This window comes from Allocellulophaga tsushimaensis (assembly GCF_055383085.1).
Genome location: NZ_AP039451.1, coordinates 361,614 through 381,864, shown reverse-complemented (window position 1 = coordinate 381,864; position 20,251 = coordinate 361,614). Strand labels below are relative to the sequence as shown.

Below are 20,251 nucleotides of genomic sequence, written 5' to 3'. Positions count from 1 at the left end.
TATGAAAAAGCTATTGTTATCATCTATAGCATTTGTTTTTTTGCTCACCAGTTGTGGGTCTAAATCCAAAGGAGAATTAGTAGGAGCGCAAGGAAAAAAATGGTTTCCTGAGAAGCCCTATGGAATGGAGCTTATACCGAGAGGGTCATTCATAATGGGTAAAGCTGAAGAAGATCAAGCTAAAGTTCTCAATGCGCCAACAAAAACTGTTACTGTAACTTCATTTTATATGGACGATACAGAAATCACAAATGCCGAATATCGTCAATTTGTAGAATGGGTTAGAGATTCTGTAGTACGAACAGAACTCGCTATACTAGCAGATGAGTTAGGATTAAGTCCTGAAGACGAGGGTGTAGGAGAATTTGCTTTTAAAGATGCAGATACAACAGATATGACGCCATATCAAAAATATATGTTAGATAATTCTGATGACCCGTTTAATTACGAAACTAGAGCTCTAAATAAAGAGATAGATCTTATTTGGGACACTTCAGAATATCCAGACGAATATTATGTTGAGGTAATGGATAAGTTATATATTCCTGAAGAAGAATCGTATAATGGGCAGCGTACTATTGATGTAACGCAGTTAAAATATAAGTATTCTTGGATGGATATAGAAGCAGCTGCGCGCTCAAAAAATGGGAAAAGAGCTGATTTTATCAAGCAAGAAGAGTTAGAAATATATCCAGATACAACGGTTTGGATTAAAGATTTTAAGTATAGTTATAATGAGCCTATGCACAATGACTATTTTTGGCATGATGCCTACAGTGATTATCCTGTAGTAGGGGTAACCTGGAAGCAAGCCAAAGCCTTCTGTAACTGGAGAACCAAGTTTAAGAACGATGATCAGAAAGAAAGAGGCAGACAATTTGTAAATAAATTTAGATTACCAACCGAAGCAGAATGGGAATATGCTGCCAGAGGAGGTATAGAAGGTGGTAGTTACCCTTGGGGTGGACCATATGTAATTAGTGATACAGGTTGTTTTATGGCGAATTTTAAACCACAACGTGGAGATTATGCAGCCGATACAGCATTATATACTGTTGAAGCAAAATCATACGAGCCAAATGAGTTTAACTTATATAATATGGCTGGTAATGTAGCAGAATGGACAGATTCTAGTTACGATCCTAATGCATATGAGTATGTATCTACAATGAACCCTAATGTAGGTTCTGGATTAAATGCGCGTAAAGTGATCAGAGGGGGGTCATGGAAAGATGTTGCTTACTTCTTACAAGTAAGTACAAGAGATTACGAATATAGAGACTCTGCAAGAAGTTATATAGGATTTAGAACTGTACAAGATTATATGGGCGTTCAAGATTCTGAAAAACTCGGAAAGAGACAAGGAAAATAAATATTTATAAACTAAATATATTTTTATTAATTAAACCAAATCAAATTTTTTATTAACGTTAACCTGAAATTTAAATTAAAGTTATGGCACAGTCAAAAGCAACAAAGAAATTATTTAACATGGCCTATGGGCTTGGAGCATCAATCGTAATTATTGGAGCATTATTTAAAATTCTTCACTGGGAATTAGGACCCTTAAATGGTGGAGTATTATTAGCAATTGGTCTGATTACTGAAGCAGCAATTTTCGCCATTAGTGCGTTTGAGCCTTTAGATGATGAGTTAGATTGGTCTTTAGTGTATCCAGAATTAGCAGGTGGAGAAGCATCAGGAGCTAAAGCTAGTAGAGCAGAAGATACTGAAACTGAAGCATCTTTATCTAAAAAGTTAGATAACTTATTAAAAGAAGCTGGAGTTGATGCAAGTCTTATGGAAAGCCTTGGTTCTAGTATTAAGAATTTTGAAGATGCAGCTAAGGGAATCGCACCTACAGCAGATGCAATGCAATCTACACAGAAATATTCTGAAGAAATGATCCAAGCAGCAGCTCAAATGGAATCTTTAAATAGCTTGTATAAAGTACAATTAGAAAGTGCAAGTAAGCAAGCTTCAGTAAACGAAGAAGTAGTTCAAAATGCAAGTGCGCTTAAAGATCAAATGGCATCTTTATCTACAAACTTGTCTTCATTGAATGGCGTATACGGAGGAATGTTATCTGCAATGTCTAAGAACTAATTAGCGTAAATAACCAAATCAAATTTATTAATTAAAACCTAATTAGAAAAATGGCAGGAGGAAAGCAATCACCACGTCAGAAAATGGTAAACCTAATGTATCTGGTTTTCATCTGTATGTTGGCATTAAATATGAGTAAAGAAGTTCTAGCAGCGTTCGGTCTTATGAACGAAAAAATGGAAGCTTCTAATAGTAAAGCAATCGCTGATAATTCAGCATTTTTAGAAAGCTTAGAAATAAAAGCGAGTGAAAATGCAGAAAGGTATGGCGAAGACTATAAAAAGGCACAACAAGTGCAACAGTTGTCTCAAGAGTATTTTGATTACTTAGAAAAGCTGAAGAAAGCAATGACTAAGGATGTTGAAGATCCAACAGATTATACCGTAATGGATAAGTCTGATTATTTAGATCAAACATTTTTTCAAGGCGAGAATTTAGCTCCAGGCGGTAAGGAATTCATGAAAAGAATTACAGACTACCGTACTCAAGTATCTGCTTTAGTACCAGCAAGACTAAAAGAATCCGTAAATAACAGATTCAGTACTGGAGACGAAAATGGTAAAGTACCCAAAAGAGATAAAACAAAGCAAGATTGGATTAACTATCACTATGAAGGGTTTCCTTTAATTGCATCTCTTACTAAAATTACTGCTTTGCAAGCTGACATTCAGGCTACTGAAGAAGATGCTTTAAAACAGATGTTGCAAGGTAATTTATCAACTCAAGTATCTTTAAAGAACTTTAAAACTTCTTTATTTGGATCTAAATCTGCATACTATAGTGGAGAAAAGTACGATGGTAAAATTATCATTAGTAAAACAGATAATTCTTCTACACCAGTAAGAGCAGAGTTAACGCTTGATGGTAGAAAATTAACACAAGATAAAGACTATGCTATAGAAGCAGGTGGTGTTAAAATGCTTATAAGTGCTGGTGCTGCTGGCGACCATGAAGTTAAAGGTACCCTATTCTTTATGCAAGATGGTAAAGAAGTACCTGTAGAAGTAAACAATTCTTTTGCAACAATCTCTAAGCCTAATGCAGCTCTAATAGCAGCAGATAAGATGAATGTAGTTTATAGAGGTGTTGCTAACCCAATGTCTATCTCTATACCTGGTATCCCTGATAATAAAGTTAGTGCATCTGCACCTGGACTTTCTAAAAGAGGTGGTAGTAAGTATGTGATGAAGCCAGGTAAAGGAAGAAAAGTTTCTATTACAGCCTCTGGTATCTTACCAGATGGACAAAGAGTTTCTTCTAAGTCAGAATTTAGAATTAAAGATATCCCAAGACCAACAGGTACTATTAGAGGAGAAGTTAATGCTAAAATGCCAAGAAATAACTTAGCAATAGCATCTGTAGGTGCAATGTTAGATGATTTTGACTTTGATTTAAATATAGCAGTAAGCGAATTTAAATTTAAAGTTCCTGGGCAACCAACAGTTACCGTAAGAGGTAATAAGTTAGATGCAAGAGCTAAAGGCGCTTTAAAAAGAGCTAAGCGTGGCGATGCAGTTCAGATCATAGATATTAAAGCATATATTACAAATAACAAGTCATACAAACTTAAGAGAGTATCTCCTGTTGTAGTAGAGCTTACAAACTAGAATAACAGACTTATAATCTTATGGAACAAACCTGCAAATGGTGCGTTCCATAAGATTTATAACAATAATTAAATAGTAAGAAAATGAATTGGAAAAACGTTTTACTAATCGGTGCAGTAACATTGTTGCCAATGGCTACAATGGCACAAGCTAATATCTTAAATGCCAAGTTGCCAGAAGAGATTGGTCTTAAAACCGAAGAGCAAATAAAACTAGATGCAGATGGTCCATTAGAGTATGGTTATGTTGATGACAGAGATATTCTGTGGTCTAAAACCATATGGGAAGTAATCGATTTAGATGAAAGAGTTAATTTTCCACTCTACTATCCTATAGATACTGTAGATATTGGTACTGATAGAAGATCTTTATATGATGTAATTATCAAAAATGTAAAAAACGGTAATATTGAAGATATATATGCAGATTCGTATTTTACAGAAAAAAGAAAATTTAGCGATTTAAAAGCTACTTTGCAAAAAGTAGATACCACAGATCTAGGATATGAACAACTAAATGCAGGTGAACAAGTTTCTCCAGAATATATTAATAAAAGAGAGCTTACCGCTGCAGATTTAGAAGAATATTTTATAAAAGGAATCTGGTATTTTGACAAGCGTCAAGGAGAATTAAAATATCGTCTTTTAGGCTTAGCACCTATAGCACCAGATGTTAACTTTATTGATGATGAATCTATAGATCCAGATGAAAATAAAGTAGCCTTATTTTGGATATGGTATCCAGGTGCAAGGCAAGTTTTGCATGAAGCTAAAGTATTTAATCAGCGAAATTCTGCACAACCTATCTCTTTTGATATGTTGTTAAATGCACGAAGGTTTAATGCAACAATTTATAAAGAAGACAATGTACACGGAGATCGTAAGATCAAAGATTACATTTCAAATAATGCATTGTTCCAACTATTAGAATCTAATCGTATCAAAGAAACTATCCGAGATAGAGAACAAGATATGTGGAGTTACTAATAGAAACTTATCATATTCCAATTCAAAAAATATAAAAATCCTGCTGTAAAGCAGGATTTTTTTTGTTTAGATTTTAACTTCAACCCATACAATCAGTATTCTTTTATTAAAACTTTTATTCTTTTATAAATTCCCTTTTCTACCTTTGTTATATGATAGATTATATGGTGGTAGGTCTAGGCCTTGCAGGAATATCTTTTTGTGAAACCTTAGAGCGTAATGGAAAAACATTTCAAGTAATTTCAGATCACTCACAAACCTCATCTACGGTTGCGGGAGGCTTATACAATCCAGTAATTTTAAAACGATTTACATTAGCTTGGTTGGCCAAAGAACAATTAGAAATTGCCATTCCGTTTTATAAAAAAATAGAACAAAAACTGCATATTACTTTAGATTATAAAGTTCCTGTATTGCGCAAATTTGCTTCAATAGAAGAACAAAATCTTTGGTTTGAAGCAGCTGATAAACCACATTTAAGTCCTTTTTTGGCAACTACACTGGTGCCAAATACAAATATGGCAATAGATGCTCCATTTGGTTACGGGAGAGTTTTGCATACAGGTCGTATTGATACTAAAAAACTGCTAGCATCTTATGCTGAATATTTAAAGCAAAAAGAACTCCTTGTTCAAGATACTTTTTCTTTTGAGGCATTGCAGGTAAACGAAAATTATATTAGCTATAAAAATATAAAAGCAAAACAGTTAGTTTTTGCTACAGGATACGGGTTAAAACAAAATCCATATTTTAAGTATTTACCGCTAAATGGTACTAAAGGTGAACTGTTAACCATAAAATCATCAGAATTAAAAGAAGAAAATGTCATAAAATCTTCTGCTTTTAGTATTCCAATAGAAAATGATTTATATAGAATTGGTGCTACTTACAAATGGAAAGATAAAACGAATATGCCTACCGAAGCATCAAAATTAGAGCTTATAGAAAAGCTAGAAAGTTTTGTGAAGTGCAAATACGAATTGGTAGCACATGTGGCAGGAATACGCCCTACAGTATCAGACAGACGCCCTCTGGTAGGGAAACATCCTGTACATCATAATTTATATGTCTTAAACGGATTTGGATCACGAGGTGTTATGATTGCCCCTTTTGCAGCAGAACAATTGTATCAATATATAGAAAACAAAGAACCTTTACATCCAGAAATGGATATCGCAAGGCATACTAAAAAGCATTTTAAATAATATTTTTCACATTATTTACAGCATCTTTATCATATTTGATAAAAAAATTAATCCAAATATTTCTAGAGACACGCATTATAATGGGCATAAATACAATTAAAGTACCAATTATAGTTAGAAAAGCTGTTTTTAATGAAGTTTTAAAAAAAAGATAGGTGATTATAAAAGCTGCCACGGCAAAAGCAACCCCAACCCCATAACTTACAAACATTGCACCGAAAAAGAAAGAAGGTTCTATTTTGTATTTAGTATTACAATGCGAGCAACGCTCATGCATATTAAAAATAGTGAGCAGGTGATAAGGGTTTTTATCTAAATACATCTTTTCTTGATGACATTTTGGACAAGTTCCTGTTAAAATACTGTATAGTTTGCTTCCTTTTTTTAACATTTGCAAAAGTTTTTACAAAAATACCTTTTTATAGAATTTATAGCCCTAATATTGGTCATAAAATATGCTGAATATACATAATCTTTCTGTTGCCTTTGGAGGTGAATATTTATTTGAAGAAATATCATTTCGGTTAAATTCTGGAGACAGAGTTGGCTTAATTGGTAAAAACGGTGCAGGAAAATCTACCTTATTAAAATTACTCTCAAAAGAAATGGAGCCAGACTCTGGTACTATTGCATCTGATAAAGAAGTACGGATTGGTTTTTTAAAGCAAGATTTAGATTTTGAACAAGGGAGAACCGTTCTTGAAGAAGCATACCAAGCTTTTGAAGAAATAAAAGCATTAGAGTTACAGCAAGATGCTATAAATACACAACTGGCAGAGCGTACCGATTATGAAAGTGCCGGTTATAGCAAACTTATAGAAGACCTTAGCGATATTACGCATAGGTACGAAATACTTGGCGGCTATAATTACCAAGGAGAGACCGAAAAAATATTACAAGGTTTAGGTTTTAAAAGGGAAGATTTTAATAAAGGTACAGATACTTTTTCTGGCGGATGGCGCATGCGTATAGAATTGGCTAAACTACTATTACAAAGTAATGATGTATTGCTATTAGATGAGCCAACCAATCACTTGGATATTGAATCTATTATATGGCTAGAACAGTTTTTAAGAAATAGTTCTAGTGCTATTGCAATAGTATCTCATGATAAAATGTTTTTAGACAATGTTACTAATAGAACAATAGAAATTTCTTTAGGTAGAATTTATGATTACAATAAGCCCTACTCACAGTTTTTAGTATTGAGAAAAGAAATACAAGAACAACAATTAAGTGCACAGAAAAATCAAGAAAAGCAAATTCAGCAAACCGAAAAGTTAATAGAAAAGTTTAGAGCAAAGGCATCTAAGGCATCTATGGCGCAATCACTCATTAAAAAGTTAGATAAATTAGATCGTATAGAAGTAGATGAAGATGATAATAGTGTGATGAATCTTCGTTTTCCCGTTTCTGTTACACCAGGCAAGGTAGTGGTAGAAATAGAAAATCTTTCTAAAAACTATGGTGAAAACGAAGTGCTTAAAAATGTAGAACTTTTAATAGAACGTAATATAAAAACTGCATTTGTTGGTCAGAATGGGCAAGGAAAATCTACATTGGCTAAAATAATGGTTGGAGAAATAGCATATGATGGGCATTTAAAGCTAGGGCATAATGTACAGATAGGATATTTTGCACAAAACCAAGCAGAGTATTTAGATGGCAATAAAACCATATTAGATACGATGATAGATGAGGCTAATGAAACGAATAGAAGTAAGGTAAGAGATATTTTAGGCTCTTTTCTTTTTAGAGGAGATGAGGTAGATAAATATGTGAAAGTACTTTCTGGTGGCGAAAGGAACAGGTTAGCCTTAGCTAAAATGTTATTACAACCTTTTAATGTTTTGGTGATGGATGAGCCTACTAACCATTTAGACATTAAATCTAAAAATGTATTAAAAAAGGCTTTACAAAATTTTGAAGGAACGCTAGTTTTAGTATCTCATGACAGAGATTTTTTACAAGGGCTAACTAATAATGTATATGAGTTTAAAGATGGAGCCATTAAAGAATATTTAGGAGATATTGATTTTTACTTAGAACAAAGGAAAGCGCAAGATTTTAGAGAGATCGAAAAGAAACAAGAACAAACTTCACAAAAAAAGAAAAAGGTTACTACAGATGTTAGTTATGAAGATCAGAAAAAGATAAAATCTTTAAACAATAAACTTAGTACTACAGAAAGTAAAATAGCAAGCCTTGAAAAAGAAATAGCAGCAATAGATCATGAACTACTCATGAACTATGATGCCACAATAGCACAAGCTAATTTTTTTGACAGCTATGAAAAAAAGAAAAAAGACTTACAAAATCTCATGGAAAATTGGGAACAGATTACCATTAAATTAGAAAAATTAACATAATTATAGTATAAGTTTTTTCTTACACCACATTTTTCTTGACTTTCACAACATAATACAATAAACACAGAGCAATTCAACGACTTTTTTTTATTAAGCTATTAAAACCTACTTACTTTGTAAGTATATTCTTATATATTAATTTAATTAGTTTGTATGAAAACAAGTTTTTATATCCTTTTTTGCGTTTTATGCAGTATAAATATTGCGTTTGCTATTCCTAGCGAAGAAAAAAAAGCATTGGTAGATTTATACCACGCAACAGAAGGGCATAATTGGACTACTCCTTGGAATTTAAAAAAATCTCCTTCTAAATGGGAAGGTGTACAGATAGAAGATAATCATGTGGTCTCTATTGTACTATTTAATAATAATTTAAAAGGGGTACTGCCAAATTCTATAGCATCTTTAACACATTTAAAAGTTTTAAACTTGGCATTTAATAGCTTAAGTGGATTTATTCCAGATACTCTATGCGATTTAAGTGAATTAGAAGTTTTAAGATTGGGAAAAAATAATGTAGAAGGAACAATTCCTGAGCACATAGGGAGTCTAAAAAAACTAATAGTTTTAGACTTATTTCATAACAGAATTAGCGGTGTATTACCACAAAGTTTAGGGCAGTTAAAAGAATTGAAGGTGATCTCTTTATCTGATAATAAATTAACAGGAACATTACCTGTTGTAATTGGTAATTTAATCAACTTAGAACGTTTTGAAGTTGCTAATAATAATATGATTGGAGAATTACCTCATGTAATTTCTAATATGGTAAAGCTTAAAACCTTAGTGATTTCCGAAAATAATTTTACAGGAGCCTTTCCAAATGATATATTAAGCCTACAAAGCATAAGCGTTATTCAAATGAAAGAAAATAATTTTGATAATATGTATCTAAATGTTAAAGACATTACAAAATCAAAGTTGGCTTTATTTGATTTTGATGAGGAATTAATATTACATAAAAAAGAAGAATTAGACAATTTTAGCAAAAGAGGAAATTCAAAAATTGTAGATACTAAACTTGAAGATTATGATGGTAATTAAACAGTATAATTTAGTGAAATGTGTTTTGGTATTCATGATTTTTTTTCAAACTATATGTAAAGCAGAAGTTTCTATACAAGAAAAAAATGCATTGCTAGATTTGTATAAAGAGACGAATGGAAAAGCATGGAAAAATACATGGGATCTTACTAAACCCGTAAGCGATTGGTATGGTATTACTGTTGTTAATAATACGGTAGTTAAAATTAATTTATTCAATAATAATTTGGCCGGAGTATTACCAAAAAGTATAGGAGGAATTAAAAACTTGCAAGAATTAAACTTAGCATTTAATGCATTAACAGGAGTATTACCAAAAGAGTTGAGTTGTTTAATCCATTTAGAAGTTTTAAAGCTAGAAATGAATAAAATAAAAGGTGAGCTGCCAGATGATATAGGGAAAATGAAAAAGTTACATGAAATAAGTGTATTTAATAATTTTTTATCCGGGGCTATTCCAGAAAGTATTGGGGCATTAAAAGAGTTGAAAATTCTAAACTTATCAAGTAATAATTTTAAGGGAGTAATTCCTGTAGCTATTGGTAAACTTGTAGCGTTAGAAGTTTTAGGTTTGTTTGATAATCGTTTACAAGGTGCTATGCCAAAAGAAATAGGAAGCTTAACAAAGCTAAAAGAATTGGTTTTAGCTAATAATCAACTAGAAGGCGTTATACCAAAAGAATTTGGGCAATTAGCAAACTTAAAAGTAATTCAAATACAGAATAATAAATTTGATGCTTTTGAAGATTTAAGCTTAATCAATACAAATAATTTTTTGGTATTTGATTTTGATAAAGACAAAATTAAAAACAATCAGAATTATAAGGATTTAAATTTTTCTAAAACAAGAATGGCAGATACTAAATTTGAAGATGATAATGAGTAGTAAATACTGGTGCTGATATAAATGGATACTTTTAATAATTGGTTTAAAATGAGTGATTAATACATATGTTTTATGTTTTGAATTGCTCATTTTTTTATTTTCACACATCTTATTTTTCTAATTACACAACAAAAAATGATACATTCAAAACATTTAAATCTGATGATATGCGAAAGGTGTAAATAATTTAGTTAGTTTGTTAAGTAAAAGATTTAAAATTAATGATTACATAGCTTATTTTTAATAAGTTATAAATCAAATAACAAATTTATATTATGATTAAGGGCAAAATTCATTTTTTAATATTTGTACTAGTAAGTAGTACATTGTTTGCTATACCAAAAGCAGAAAAAAACGCATTAATAGATTTATTTAATGCAACACAAGGAGAAAACTGGACAAATTCATGGAATTTAGATCAAGAAGTAGCGCAATGGAGAGGTGTAACTATAGAGGACGATCATGTAGTGTCGTTAGTATTATTTAATAATAATTTACAAGGTGCATTACCTACTTCAATAGGAGAATTAAAATATTTAAGAGTTATTAATTTAGCTTTTAATAAAATAAGTGGAACGCTTCCAAAAGCGATATATAATTTAAAAAATCTTAGAAAATTAAGATTGGGTAAGAATCTCATTGAGGGTGCCATAGCAGAAAATATTGGAAATTTAAGAAATCTGGTATTATTAGATTTATTCAGAAATAAATTATCAGGCAAGCTCCCAGAAAATTTAGGACTTTTAGAGAACCTTAGAGTAATTTCTTTATCAGATAATGAAATAGAAGGACAAATTCCACAATCAATAGGAAGTCTTAGCTATTTAGAGCGTTTTGAAATAGCCAATAATAATCTTGAAGGCGAAATGCCAAAAAGCTTATCAAACTTAAAATATTTAAAGATGTTAGTTTTGGCAGAAAATAATTTAACGGGTAAGTTTCCAGAAGATATATTAATGCTACCTAGGTTAGAAATGGTGCAAATACAGCGCAATAATTTTAATAGAAAAGCTATAGACAGAATTGTTGCAACAAACTCTCATTTGGCTCTATTTGATTTAGGAAAAAAATATTCAGAAAAGGATATTAAAGATTTGCAAAAACTTTATCTCACTGAAGAAGATAAAATAGCCGATATTAAATTTGAAGACAAACAATAAGTTTGTCTTCAAATATCTTTTAAAGATCAAATAATCTTGGTAACCACAAGCTTAGTTCTGGAATGTAAGTGATTAGTAATAATACTAAAATCATGACTAAGAATAAAGGCAATAGTGGTTTTAATACTTTTTGTATAGGTAAATCTGCAACACTACAACCTACAAAAAGTACGGAGCCTACGGGTGGCGTACACAGTCCAATACAAAGGTTAAGGATCATGATAATTCCAAAGTGAATAGGATCAATACCTATTTTAGTAGCTACAGGTAGAAAAATAGGCGTGAAAATTAAAATGGCTGGCGTCATATCCATAAAAATACCCACAAACAGCAAGATTAAATTAATGATAATTAAGATAATAATAGGATTATCACTAATACTTAATAAGGTATTACTAATTTCTTGAGGAATATTCTCGTAAGACATCACCCAAGACATCGCAATAGATGTAGCGATAAGTAAAAGTACAATAGAAGACGTTTTTATGGTTTCTAAGAAAATAGGGCTTAGGTCTGCCCATGTAATTTCTTTGTATAAAAATGCAAGTACCAGTGTATATACAACGGCGATGGCCGAAGCTTCTGTTGCCGTAAAAATTCCGGCAACAATACCGCCAATAACTACAACTAATAAAAGTAAACTAGGTATGGCAGCACCAAATCGTTTTAAGAACTCTTTAAAACCTACTAATTTTTCAGTAGGATATTTTTTTATCATTGCATAGACAGCAGCAACGATCATCAATGCTAAACCAATTAGAATACCAGGTACATAACCAGCAATAAATAATGCAGCAATAGATACACCACCACTGGCTAATGAATACACGATAAGGACATTGCTAGGCGGGATCATTAAACCAGTAGTAGCACTCGTAATATTTACTGCGGCACTAAAAGATTCATCATAACCATCTTTTTTCATCATTGGATGCATAAAGCCTCCAATAGCTGAAGCAGCAGCTACTGCAGAGCCAGAGATAGCGCCAAAAAGCATACACGAAATAATATTTACAAAAGCCAATCCGCCAGGTAAAGGGCCAACAATAGCTTTTGCAAGGTTAATAAGCCTAACGGCTATACCGCCTCTATTCATAATTTGCCCAGCTAGTATAAAGAAAGGAATTGCAGAAAGGGTAAAACTATCTAATGAGGTAGCCATGCGTTGTGCTAACGTAGTTACCGATGGTAGAAAAGGCATGCTGGTAATTAGAGTAAAAAATGCAGCTAAACCAATAGCAAAAGCAATGGGCACTCGTAGCGATAAGAACACTAAAAAACTAATTACTAATATGAATACTTCAATATAATTCATAACGCTGTAGTTTTAGAAGTGTCTTTTTTAAAATAGAGAGCCATACTATAGTAACAGATTAAAAGTCCAGAAATAGGAATAATAAGATAAATAATGCCTAAAGGAATTTGAAGTGCTGCAGAAGTTTGGTTAAATTGAAATGATAAAAAGCATAGACGCAGCCCTCCTATAATCATCACTGCAAAAGCAAATAAAAAAGTGCTGCCATGCACGATACCATCAAAGAATGCTCTTTTTTTCTGTACCGTAGTAGCAGAAATTAAATCAATAGCTAAATGTAACTTTTTTCCAGTTACATAAGCAGCACCTAATAAGCCTAACCAAATCAGTGCAAAGCTAGAAAGTTCATCAGTAATAGTACTTGGCGATTGCATTACATATCTGGTAAATACTTGCCAAACTACACTGGCTAACATTATAAATAAAAGAAAAATTAAAACCTTCTCTAATACGGTATCAATAGCTTTTTTCATTTAATATTCTTTTTTAATACGAGTAATTAATTGTTTAAGATTGGGTTGGTTATTAAAACCTTCTATAGTCTCTAATGTTTTTTGTTCAAAGAGGGTTTTGTCTGGCCTAATAATTTGTACCCCAGCTTTAATTACAGCATCCAAAGATTCTTTTTCTGAGTTTGCCCAAATTTTACGCTGTGCTATTTTAGATGCTGTACAGGCCTCTTTTAACCATTCTTTTTCTTGATTAGTTAATTTCTCCCAAGTATCTAAACCAATTAATAAAACATCAGGGATTGAGGTGTGTTCATCTAAACTATAATATTTACATATTTCATAATGTTTAGAGGTATAAAAGCTGGGTGGGTTGTTCTCTGCTCCATCTACAACGCCCTGTTGTAGTGCAGTATAAAGCTCTCCATAGGAAATAGGTGTAGGTGAACCTCCCAGTTGATTTACCATACCTATTGCCATATTGCTTTTCATGACTCTAATTTTTTTACCTTCTAGATCATTAGGAATTTGTACTGGTTTTTCTTTTGTATAAAAACTACGACTTCCTGCATCGTAAAAAGTGAGCCCTCTGAGTCTAAATTTTTCTCCACGTGTCAATAGATCTTCTCCTAGTTTACCATCTAATACAGAAAAGGCATGCGTTCTATCTCTAAATAAATAGGGTATTCCAAAAATTTGATATTCTGGGATAAAATTTTCTAATACTGCTGCAGATACTTTTGTAATATCTAGGCTTCCAATTTGCAATAATTCCAAACACTCTCGTTCACCTCCTAATTGACCACTTGGGTATATTTGAAGTTTTAATTTACCCTTAGATTTTTCGGCAAGCTGCTCCCCTAAAATTTCCATCGCTTGGTGTACAGGGTGTTTGGTATCTAAAATATGAGCTAAGCGAAGTGTGCGAACATTTTTGGTGCTTTGGCAGGCGCTAAATGCTAATAGTATTATAATACTAAATAGAAGTGCTTTTAAATTGGTCATTTTTAATAATTAAAAGATGATATAGGCATTTTAAAATAATGTTTATTTCACAAATTAAACCTTCTTTCCTTTAGGTTAAAATTACTAATCTTCATTAGCAGGTTTCCCAATAGTGGCTAAAATTCCTCCATCAACATAAAGAATATGTCCATTTACAAAATCACTAGCTTTTGATGCTAAAAAAATTGCAGCACCTGCTAATTCACTAGGATCACCCCATTTAGCAGCAGGAGTTCTACCTACTATAAAATCGTTAAACGGGTGACCGTCTACGCGAATAGGGGCTGTTTGAGATGTTGCAAAATAACCAGGGCCTATTCCATTAACTTGAATATTGTGTTTGGCCCATTCGGTAGCCATATTTTTAGTTAACATTTTTAGTCCGCCTTTTGCTGCTGCATAAGCCCCAACGGTATTACGCCCTAATTCAGTCATCATAGAACAGATATTAATAATTTTCCCCGCTTTACGTTGCATCATTCCTTTTACCACATGTTTAGATACAATAAACGGACTCACCAAATCTACATTAATCACCTGTTTAAAGTCGTCTACATCCATATCCGCTAATGGTGTTCGCTTAATAATTCCAGCATTATTAATTAAGATATCAATATAACCAACTTCTTTTTCTATTTTTTGAATGGCCTCAGAAACTTCAGCTTCGTTAGTAACATCAAATTTATATCCCATGGCTTTAATACCTTCTGCCTGGTATTCTTTTACAGCCTTATCTATCTTTTCTTGTGATGAGTTTCCATTTACAATAATGGTTGCTCCACTTTTTCCAAGCCCCATTGCCATTGCCATGCCAAGACCATGTGTGCTTCCTGTAACCAAGGCAACTTTTCCTCCTATGTTAAATAATTCTTGTGACATTATTTTTATTTTAAATCGGTGATTTGCGCTTTATCCATATCATCATAGTCTAAGTTTTCTCCAGACATCCCCCAACAAAAAGTATAATTTGTGGTTCCAGAGCCCGAGTGAATAGACCAAGGTGGAGAAATTACGGCTTGTTCGTTTTGTATCCAAATATGCCGTGTTTCATTAATAGGTCCCATAAAATGCGATACAGCATTTCCTTCTGGAACTTCAAAGTAGAAATAAATTTCCATTCTACGATCATGAACATGTGCTGGCATGGTATTCCAAACACTACCAGGCTTTAGTTCTGTAATGCCCATTTGTAACTGGCACGTTTCAATTACTCCAGAAAGAAGCATTTGATATACAATTCGTGCATTTGCAGTTTCAGTAGCGCCTAAATGTAATTTATTAGCCTGTTCTTTTGTAACCTGTTTGGTAGGATAGGCATGATGAGCAGGAGCAGAATTTAAATAAAATTTTGCTGGGTTTGAAGCATCTACACTTTCAAAAAGAACCTCTTTACAGTCTTTTCTAATATATAAACCATCTTTAGTATTTAAGGTATAGCTTGTGCCGTCTACAGTAATTTTCCCTGCACCTCCAATATTTATTGCTCCAAGCTCTCTTCGGTCTAAAAAGTTGTCAGACTTTAAAGGATCGATCGCTTCTAGCTTTAATGCTTTTGAAGTGGGAACTGCCGAACCCGCCATATAACGATCGTAATGGGTGTATACCCATACAATTTTATCGGCTTGCATTAAATTATCGATTAAGAATTCATCTCTTAATTCTTCCGTATCGTATTTTTTTACGGCTTTTGGACTCGATGCGTATCGTGTTTCGTATGTAGTGTTCATTGATATGAGAATTAGTTATTTTTATTATTTTAAGGAAATGGTTATCTTCTTAGACCCTTTTGGAGCATAAGTCACCGTTTTTTTGTTTTTATTGAGGCTTATATTTTTTTCTATAGAAAGTTCTTTTTTGGTAAATGGTATTCCAGATTTTTTCCAGAGCATTGCAGTAATATAGATGTCATCATCAGAGCCTTTAGTATAATGATCTGTTACATTAATTACGGTGCTTTTATGGGTTTCTGGATGAAGCCCTTCTGTTGTAATAACTCTTGCAGCATCCCATCCTTTAATTGGAATTAATGCTAGCTGATACTCTCCATTATCTATAATGTGAACATCTTTGCCTTTAATTTTTTGTGTAGATGTATGGATATAGCCATTAATATGTGATAAGCTATAGTGCCCAAGATCTAAGCTGAGGTCTGTATTACTTTTAATTTTATCTACTCTTAAAATGCCATTTGCTAAGGGAATATCAGTAAGTTTTATCGCTACATCATCAAGCACCTCTGATTTTAAAGTACGATAGTAAGCACCATCTTTATACTGTTCAAAAGTATATAATCTCCCAGGTTCATAGGGGATGGAGTCTATTCCTGTTTTAAACATATAATTCATAGAAACTTCTCCATTTTTACCATCTGCTTGCCATGGAAAAGCGCTATTGTACGATAGTTTGTTATAGTTTTCACTACCACGGAAAGGCTCTTTTACACCAATTACAGGAACATTGCACCATGCTCTTATTTCTGAGGCTCCAATGTCTGGGTAATCAGTAATCATAATCTTAGAATCATTAAAAAACTGATTGCGCGCTTCACCTTTGTTCAATTCATTATCCCAAGCGCCATTATTTTCTTCGGCTAACCAAAATTCGTTGTCTTCAGGTAATAATAAACTTAAAAATGCTTTTCCCATCCAATAGACACTCCCTCTACAACTGTAATATTGTGTGGCAGGATCAAACTGGCCATAAAAGCCTAAGGTAGGGATACCCTCTTTCATAAATTCTGGATGCTGCAAAAACTGAGAAAGTACACCAGAAGAAATTCGTCTTAACCAACCCCAGTTGACATCCTTTGTTTCTTCAGGGTAAAACCCAAGTAATGGATAAGGACTAATAGAGGCTATTCGGTAACTGATACTTCTTCCCCACATAATCATTTCTCCATTTTCACTAAACATGTAGGGGTAAGAATTTTTGATATCTAAGAAATTATCTTTGAATTTCTCAGCTATTTCTGGGTAGTATTTTTTGCCAAATACCTGTGACCAATAAGGGCCATACATTTGAAAAGCCCACATGCTATAGTAATCATAAGCAGGGTTGTCATTATACCAACCATCTCCACGATAGTGCTCAGCACTTTTATTTAAATACTTTACGAGTAAGGCTTCATTAACTTGATAGCCTTGATCTTTAAAGAAACTCAACACAAAAATGTTAAAAAATTTCCAGTTAGACGGTACCGTGGGTCCGTCTGCATAACTAATCATTTTCTTAGCTAAGGTATCTTTTTGCTCTTGTGTTAACGGATCCCAAACTACTTCTGGAATGGAAAAGAAAGACATTGCTAATGCCCCAAATTCTACTAAAGTCTGTCCAGGCCATTTTTCTGGACTTTCTTTGTCTTTTATAAAAGATGGGTGATTCTCATCCAATAAATTCAGGATATTATGTCTGTAATATTCCGCTATTTGTATGCCATTAATTTCTAGATCAGGGTCCTCTTTTAAAAGAGGAGCAGCAACAAAAAGCGTTCTACATAAACCTTCCAATTTTTCTACGGGTTCTTGCCATTCTCCTCTAGGATATGCTACTTCTCCTAATTTTGGAAATTTTAATGGATCATCAATATCATTTACATAACTAAAAGCGCCTTCTAACATATACTCAGCCATGTCTAACCAATGCTTTCTGGTGATTCCTGTTTTTGGGCTTTTTTTATAATCGGGGTTTTCTATTTGAAAAATAGGTTGCCCGCCATACAATTTATAGACTTCCGAGCCTGCTGCTAAAAAAGCTCCTGTTCCATATACTTCGCTCTGATCTTCGAAGGCTTTGTCTGGCCCAGCACCTATTGGTTGCACATAGCCTAACATTCCATCTTCCGTTATATGAGATAGCAATGCATTCCAAGCACGTTTAATATGTGGTTCATATGTTTTTTGATCTAAAAGCCCATTATTGATTCCCCAAGCTAAACCAAAGGTAAAAAATGAAGTTCCACTCGTTTCTGGAGTAGGGTAAATATCTTGATTTAGTAAACTCATTGCCCAATGCCCCTGAGGGGTCTGAATTTTAATGAGCTTCTTTGCCATTTTTAAATAAATAGCTTTAAAATATTCATATTCTTTAGAACCTTTTTTATACTCGTCCATTAAAAGAGTAAGCCCTCCAAATACCCAACCATTGCCTCTGGACCAGAAAATCTTTTTTCCGTTGTCTCGCTTGTCTATGAAGCTATTATCTCTAAAAAAAAGATGCTCTTCTTCGTCAAAAAGATGCTCACGAGTGGCTTCGTATTCTTTCATCATAAATTCAGTATACTTTTTCTCACCTGTTATTTTGGTTAGTTTTGCCCATACTGGTGGTGCCATAAATAAGGCATCACACCAAGTCCATCGTTCTAAATGGGCATACTTATCTAAAGTAATAGGTTGTTGACTGGGGTTTTCCATAATCCAGTCAAAATGCTTTTGTGTAGGTTTTATATAATTAGAATCTTCATATTTTCTAAAGAGTTCCATATACATTTGACCCACTACATGATCATCTGCCATGTATTTTCTGTGGTGTAATTTCCATTTTTGCTCTTCGCCAATTTTTTTTAGCCACTTATAGTAACGATCATCTTTTGCTAGTTTTGCATACTTCGTCATACCTACATAAAGGGCGCCATTCGTCCAATCTGCAATATGGTGTGGTTTGTCTCTACCACTGTATAAGTCTCTAAAATGTGCTATTTGCCAATCTGCAACGCGTTTCATCTGCTTTTGAACCGCAACAGGACTAATATCTTGAGCTATATTACTAGTTGATATAAATGCGATAATAAAAAGCAGTTTTAAATTTAATTTCATTTGATGTGTTGTTATATAATCTGTTTTTAATGTCAGTTTTAGCATTTCAATTTAGTAAAAAGAATACTATTGCCTATATTTAACCTTTGTTTAACGGTACTTGTAACGGTTAAAAGTGTTAAAAATGGAATTGATTTCTGAGGAAGAAAAGATTAATCAGCTTAAAAAAATATTAGAAAGTACTTCCTTCTTAAAAGCATCTACAAGTGCTAGATTACTTGCTTTTTTGGTTCATGCTACTCTACAAAAAAAGCTAATCAAAGAAACTACTATTGGTATTGAATTATTTGGAGATAGTTTTTTAGAAGAGACGAGCAACTCTAGAATACGAGTGAATATTTATAACCTTCGTAAAAAATTGGATGCCTATTACAACAAAGAAGGAAAACAGGATAAGCTTAAAATTTATATTAAAAAAGGACAATACTATGTAAGTTTTATTCCGAATACCAAACGAATAATTACTAAAGATTACAAAAAAATCTTCACTTTCTCTAAAGCTTTAAATTATACATTAGGTATCCTAATAGTTGCTCTAATGATATTTTTCTTATATAAACCAAAAGTACCTTTATGGAATTTATTTTTTAAAAACAATAAAGAAACTACCGTTTATGTGGGTGATTTTTTTGGACTAATGGGTAAAACAGTTACTGGTAAAATAGGGTGGAATAGAGACTATAGCATAAACTCTTTAGAAGATTTTTATACGTTTAGAAAAAATAATGATAGTATTACGCAACTAATAGAGCCTGCAAATTACGCATATATGACGGGTATGGGTGCTGTTGCCACACATCACATTACTAAATTATTTGCAAATCAAAAGGAAGATTTTGCCATTCGTTTTGCTACAAAATCAAATTATAGCGATCTAAAAGAACAAAATAGTATTTATGTAGGGCCAACGAAAAACAATAATAAGTTTATCCAATACTTTAATGAAAGTAACCCTAATTTTAAAATCATAAATAGAACTCTAAAATATAGTAATCCTAAAAAGAAAGTAGATACTATTCTTAATCTGGAATTACAGGGTTTAGCATCGGAATATGTCATAGTTTCTAGACTTAAAGGAGGTAATGATACAGAACAGTTTTTATTTTTTTCTGATCATGATATTGGTGTAATTGCTGCGGTTGAACTTTTTAGCGATTTAGATCGTTTGCATAATTTTAAACAAACATACCTTGGGAATTCAGAATATTTTACGGCGGTTTTTAATGTTACTGGTAAAGAAAGAACCAATTTAGATATTGAACTCTTAATGTTAGACTTAAATTTTTATCCTTAAATATTTAAGATATG

The 20,251-nt window shown here is 32.7% G+C and carries 17 protein-coding genes; 10 read left to right on the top strand and 7 right to left on the bottom strand.

The genetic code is table 11. The features are described from left to right. The first annotated feature begins 1 nt into the window (after position 1). From porK to ACZ451_RS01685, 5 genes are all read left to right on the top strand, one after another. Entirely contained in the window at positions 2–1,372 is a 1,371-nt protein-coding gene (gene porK, locus ACZ451_RS01705; protein ID WP_464215351.1) for a T9SS ring complex lipoprotein PorK/GldK, read from the top strand. A gap of 83 nt (positions 1,373–1,455) precedes the next feature. Beyond that, complete coding sequence (gene porL, locus ACZ451_RS01700; RefSeq protein ID WP_464215350.1) at positions 1,456–2,106, top strand: type IX secretion system motor protein PorL/GldL; 651 nt, start codon at positions 1,456–1,458, stop codon at positions 2,104–2,106. A gap of 50 nt (positions 2,107–2,156) precedes the next feature. Then, positions 2,157–3,713, top strand: coding sequence for a type IX secretion system motor protein PorM/GldM (gene porM, locus ACZ451_RS01695; protein WP_464215349.1), 1,557 nt, complete (start codon positions 2,157–2,159; stop codon positions 3,711–3,713). A gap of 83 nt (positions 3,714–3,796) precedes the next feature. Further along, the gene (gene porN, locus ACZ451_RS01690) at positions 3,797–4,699 is read left to right on the top strand and encodes a type IX secretion system ring subunit PorN/GldN (protein ID WP_464215348.1); all 903 of its coding nucleotides are present in this window, start codon (positions 3,797–3,799) and stop codon (positions 4,697–4,699) included. 152 nt (positions 4,700–4,851) lie between these two features. After that, positions 4,852–5,904 carry an NAD(P)/FAD-dependent oxidoreductase gene (locus tag ACZ451_RS01685; RefSeq protein ID WP_464215347.1) on the top strand — a complete coding sequence of 351 codons (1,053 nt, stop codon included), beginning with the start codon at positions 4,852–4,854 and terminating at the stop codon, positions 5,902–5,904. Here ACZ451_RS01685 and ACZ451_RS01680 read toward each other — a convergent pair. Continuing rightward, positions 5,897–6,295 (bottom strand): DUF983 domain-containing protein, encoded by a 399-nt coding sequence (locus tag ACZ451_RS01680; protein WP_464215346.1) that lies wholly within the window; start codon positions 6,293–6,295, stop codon positions 5,897–5,899. The two genes, ACZ451_RS01685 and ACZ451_RS01680, sit on opposite strands and share 8 nt — an antisense overlap. A 64-nt stretch (positions 6,296–6,359) precedes the next feature. On the opposite strand from ACZ451_RS01680, the gene ACZ451_RS01675 reads away from it, so the two are divergent. The 4 genes from ACZ451_RS01675 (at position 6,360) to ACZ451_RS01660 (ending at position 11,363) form a co-directional block, all read left to right on the top strand. Next, a complete protein-coding gene (locus tag ACZ451_RS01675) occupies positions 6,360–8,273 on the top strand; it encodes an ABC-F family ATP-binding cassette domain-containing protein (RefSeq protein WP_464215345.1) in 1,914 nt (637 codons plus the stop codon). Positions 8,274–8,426: 153 nt separating this feature from the next. Beyond that, the gene (locus ACZ451_RS01670; protein ID WP_464215343.1) at positions 8,427–9,317 is read left to right on the top strand and encodes a leucine-rich repeat domain-containing protein; all 891 of its coding nucleotides are present in this window, start codon (positions 8,427–8,429) and stop codon (positions 9,315–9,317) included. After that, positions 9,304–10,203, top strand: a complete 900-nt coding sequence (locus ACZ451_RS01665; protein ID WP_464215342.1) for a leucine-rich repeat domain-containing protein — start codon at positions 9,304–9,306, stop codon at positions 10,201–10,203. The genes ACZ451_RS01670 and ACZ451_RS01665 overlap by 14 nt, the downstream gene beginning before the upstream one ends. Before the next feature lie 275 nt (positions 10,204–10,478). Beyond that, entirely contained in the window at positions 10,479–11,363 is an 885-nt protein-coding gene (locus tag ACZ451_RS01660; RefSeq protein ID WP_464215341.1) for a leucine-rich repeat domain-containing protein, read from the top strand. Between the two features lie 19 nt (positions 11,364–11,382). Here ACZ451_RS01660 and ACZ451_RS01655 read toward each other — a convergent pair whose 3' ends face one another. The 6 genes from ACZ451_RS01655 to ACZ451_RS01630 all read right to left on the bottom strand — a co-directional run bounded on the left by ACZ451_RS01655 (position 11,383) and on the right by ACZ451_RS01630 (position 18,988). Further along, a complete protein-coding gene (locus tag ACZ451_RS01655) occupies positions 11,383–12,678 on the bottom strand; it encodes a TRAP transporter large permease (protein ID WP_464215340.1) in 1,296 nt (431 codons plus the stop codon). After that, positions 12,675–13,151, bottom strand: a complete 477-nt coding sequence (locus tag ACZ451_RS01650) for a TRAP transporter small permease (protein ID WP_464215339.1) — start codon at positions 13,149–13,151, stop codon at positions 12,675–12,677. The genes ACZ451_RS01655 and ACZ451_RS01650 overlap by 4 nt, the downstream gene beginning before the upstream one ends. Then, positions 13,152–14,132: a TRAP transporter substrate-binding protein gene (locus tag ACZ451_RS01645; protein ID WP_464215338.1), complete on the bottom strand. Its 981-nt coding sequence runs from the start codon at positions 14,130–14,132 to the stop codon at positions 13,152–13,154. 84 nt (positions 14,133–14,216) lie between these two features. Beyond that, positions 14,217–15,011, bottom strand: a complete 795-nt coding sequence (locus ACZ451_RS01640; RefSeq protein WP_464215337.1) for a gluconate 5-dehydrogenase — start codon at positions 15,009–15,011, stop codon at positions 14,217–14,219. A gap of 5 nt (positions 15,012–15,016) precedes the next feature. After that, positions 15,017–15,859: a 5-dehydro-4-deoxy-D-glucuronate isomerase gene (gene kduI / locus ACZ451_RS01635; RefSeq protein ID WP_464215335.1), complete on the bottom strand. Its 843-nt coding sequence runs from the start codon at positions 15,857–15,859 to the stop codon at positions 15,017–15,019. Positions 15,860–15,883: 24 nt separating this feature from the next. Further along, positions 15,884–18,988 (bottom strand): glycoside hydrolase family 88 protein, encoded by a 3,105-nt coding sequence (locus tag ACZ451_RS01630; protein ID WP_464215334.1) that lies wholly within the window; start codon positions 18,986–18,988, stop codon positions 15,884–15,886. A 79-nt stretch (positions 18,989–19,067) separates the two neighbouring features. Between ACZ451_RS01630 and ACZ451_RS01625 the strand changes: the two genes are divergently transcribed. Next, the gene (locus ACZ451_RS01625; RefSeq protein ID WP_464215333.1) at positions 19,068–20,237 is read left to right on the top strand and encodes a hypothetical protein; all 1,170 of its coding nucleotides are present in this window, start codon (positions 19,068–19,070) and stop codon (positions 20,235–20,237) included. Positions 20,238–20,251: the final 14 nt, after the last annotated feature.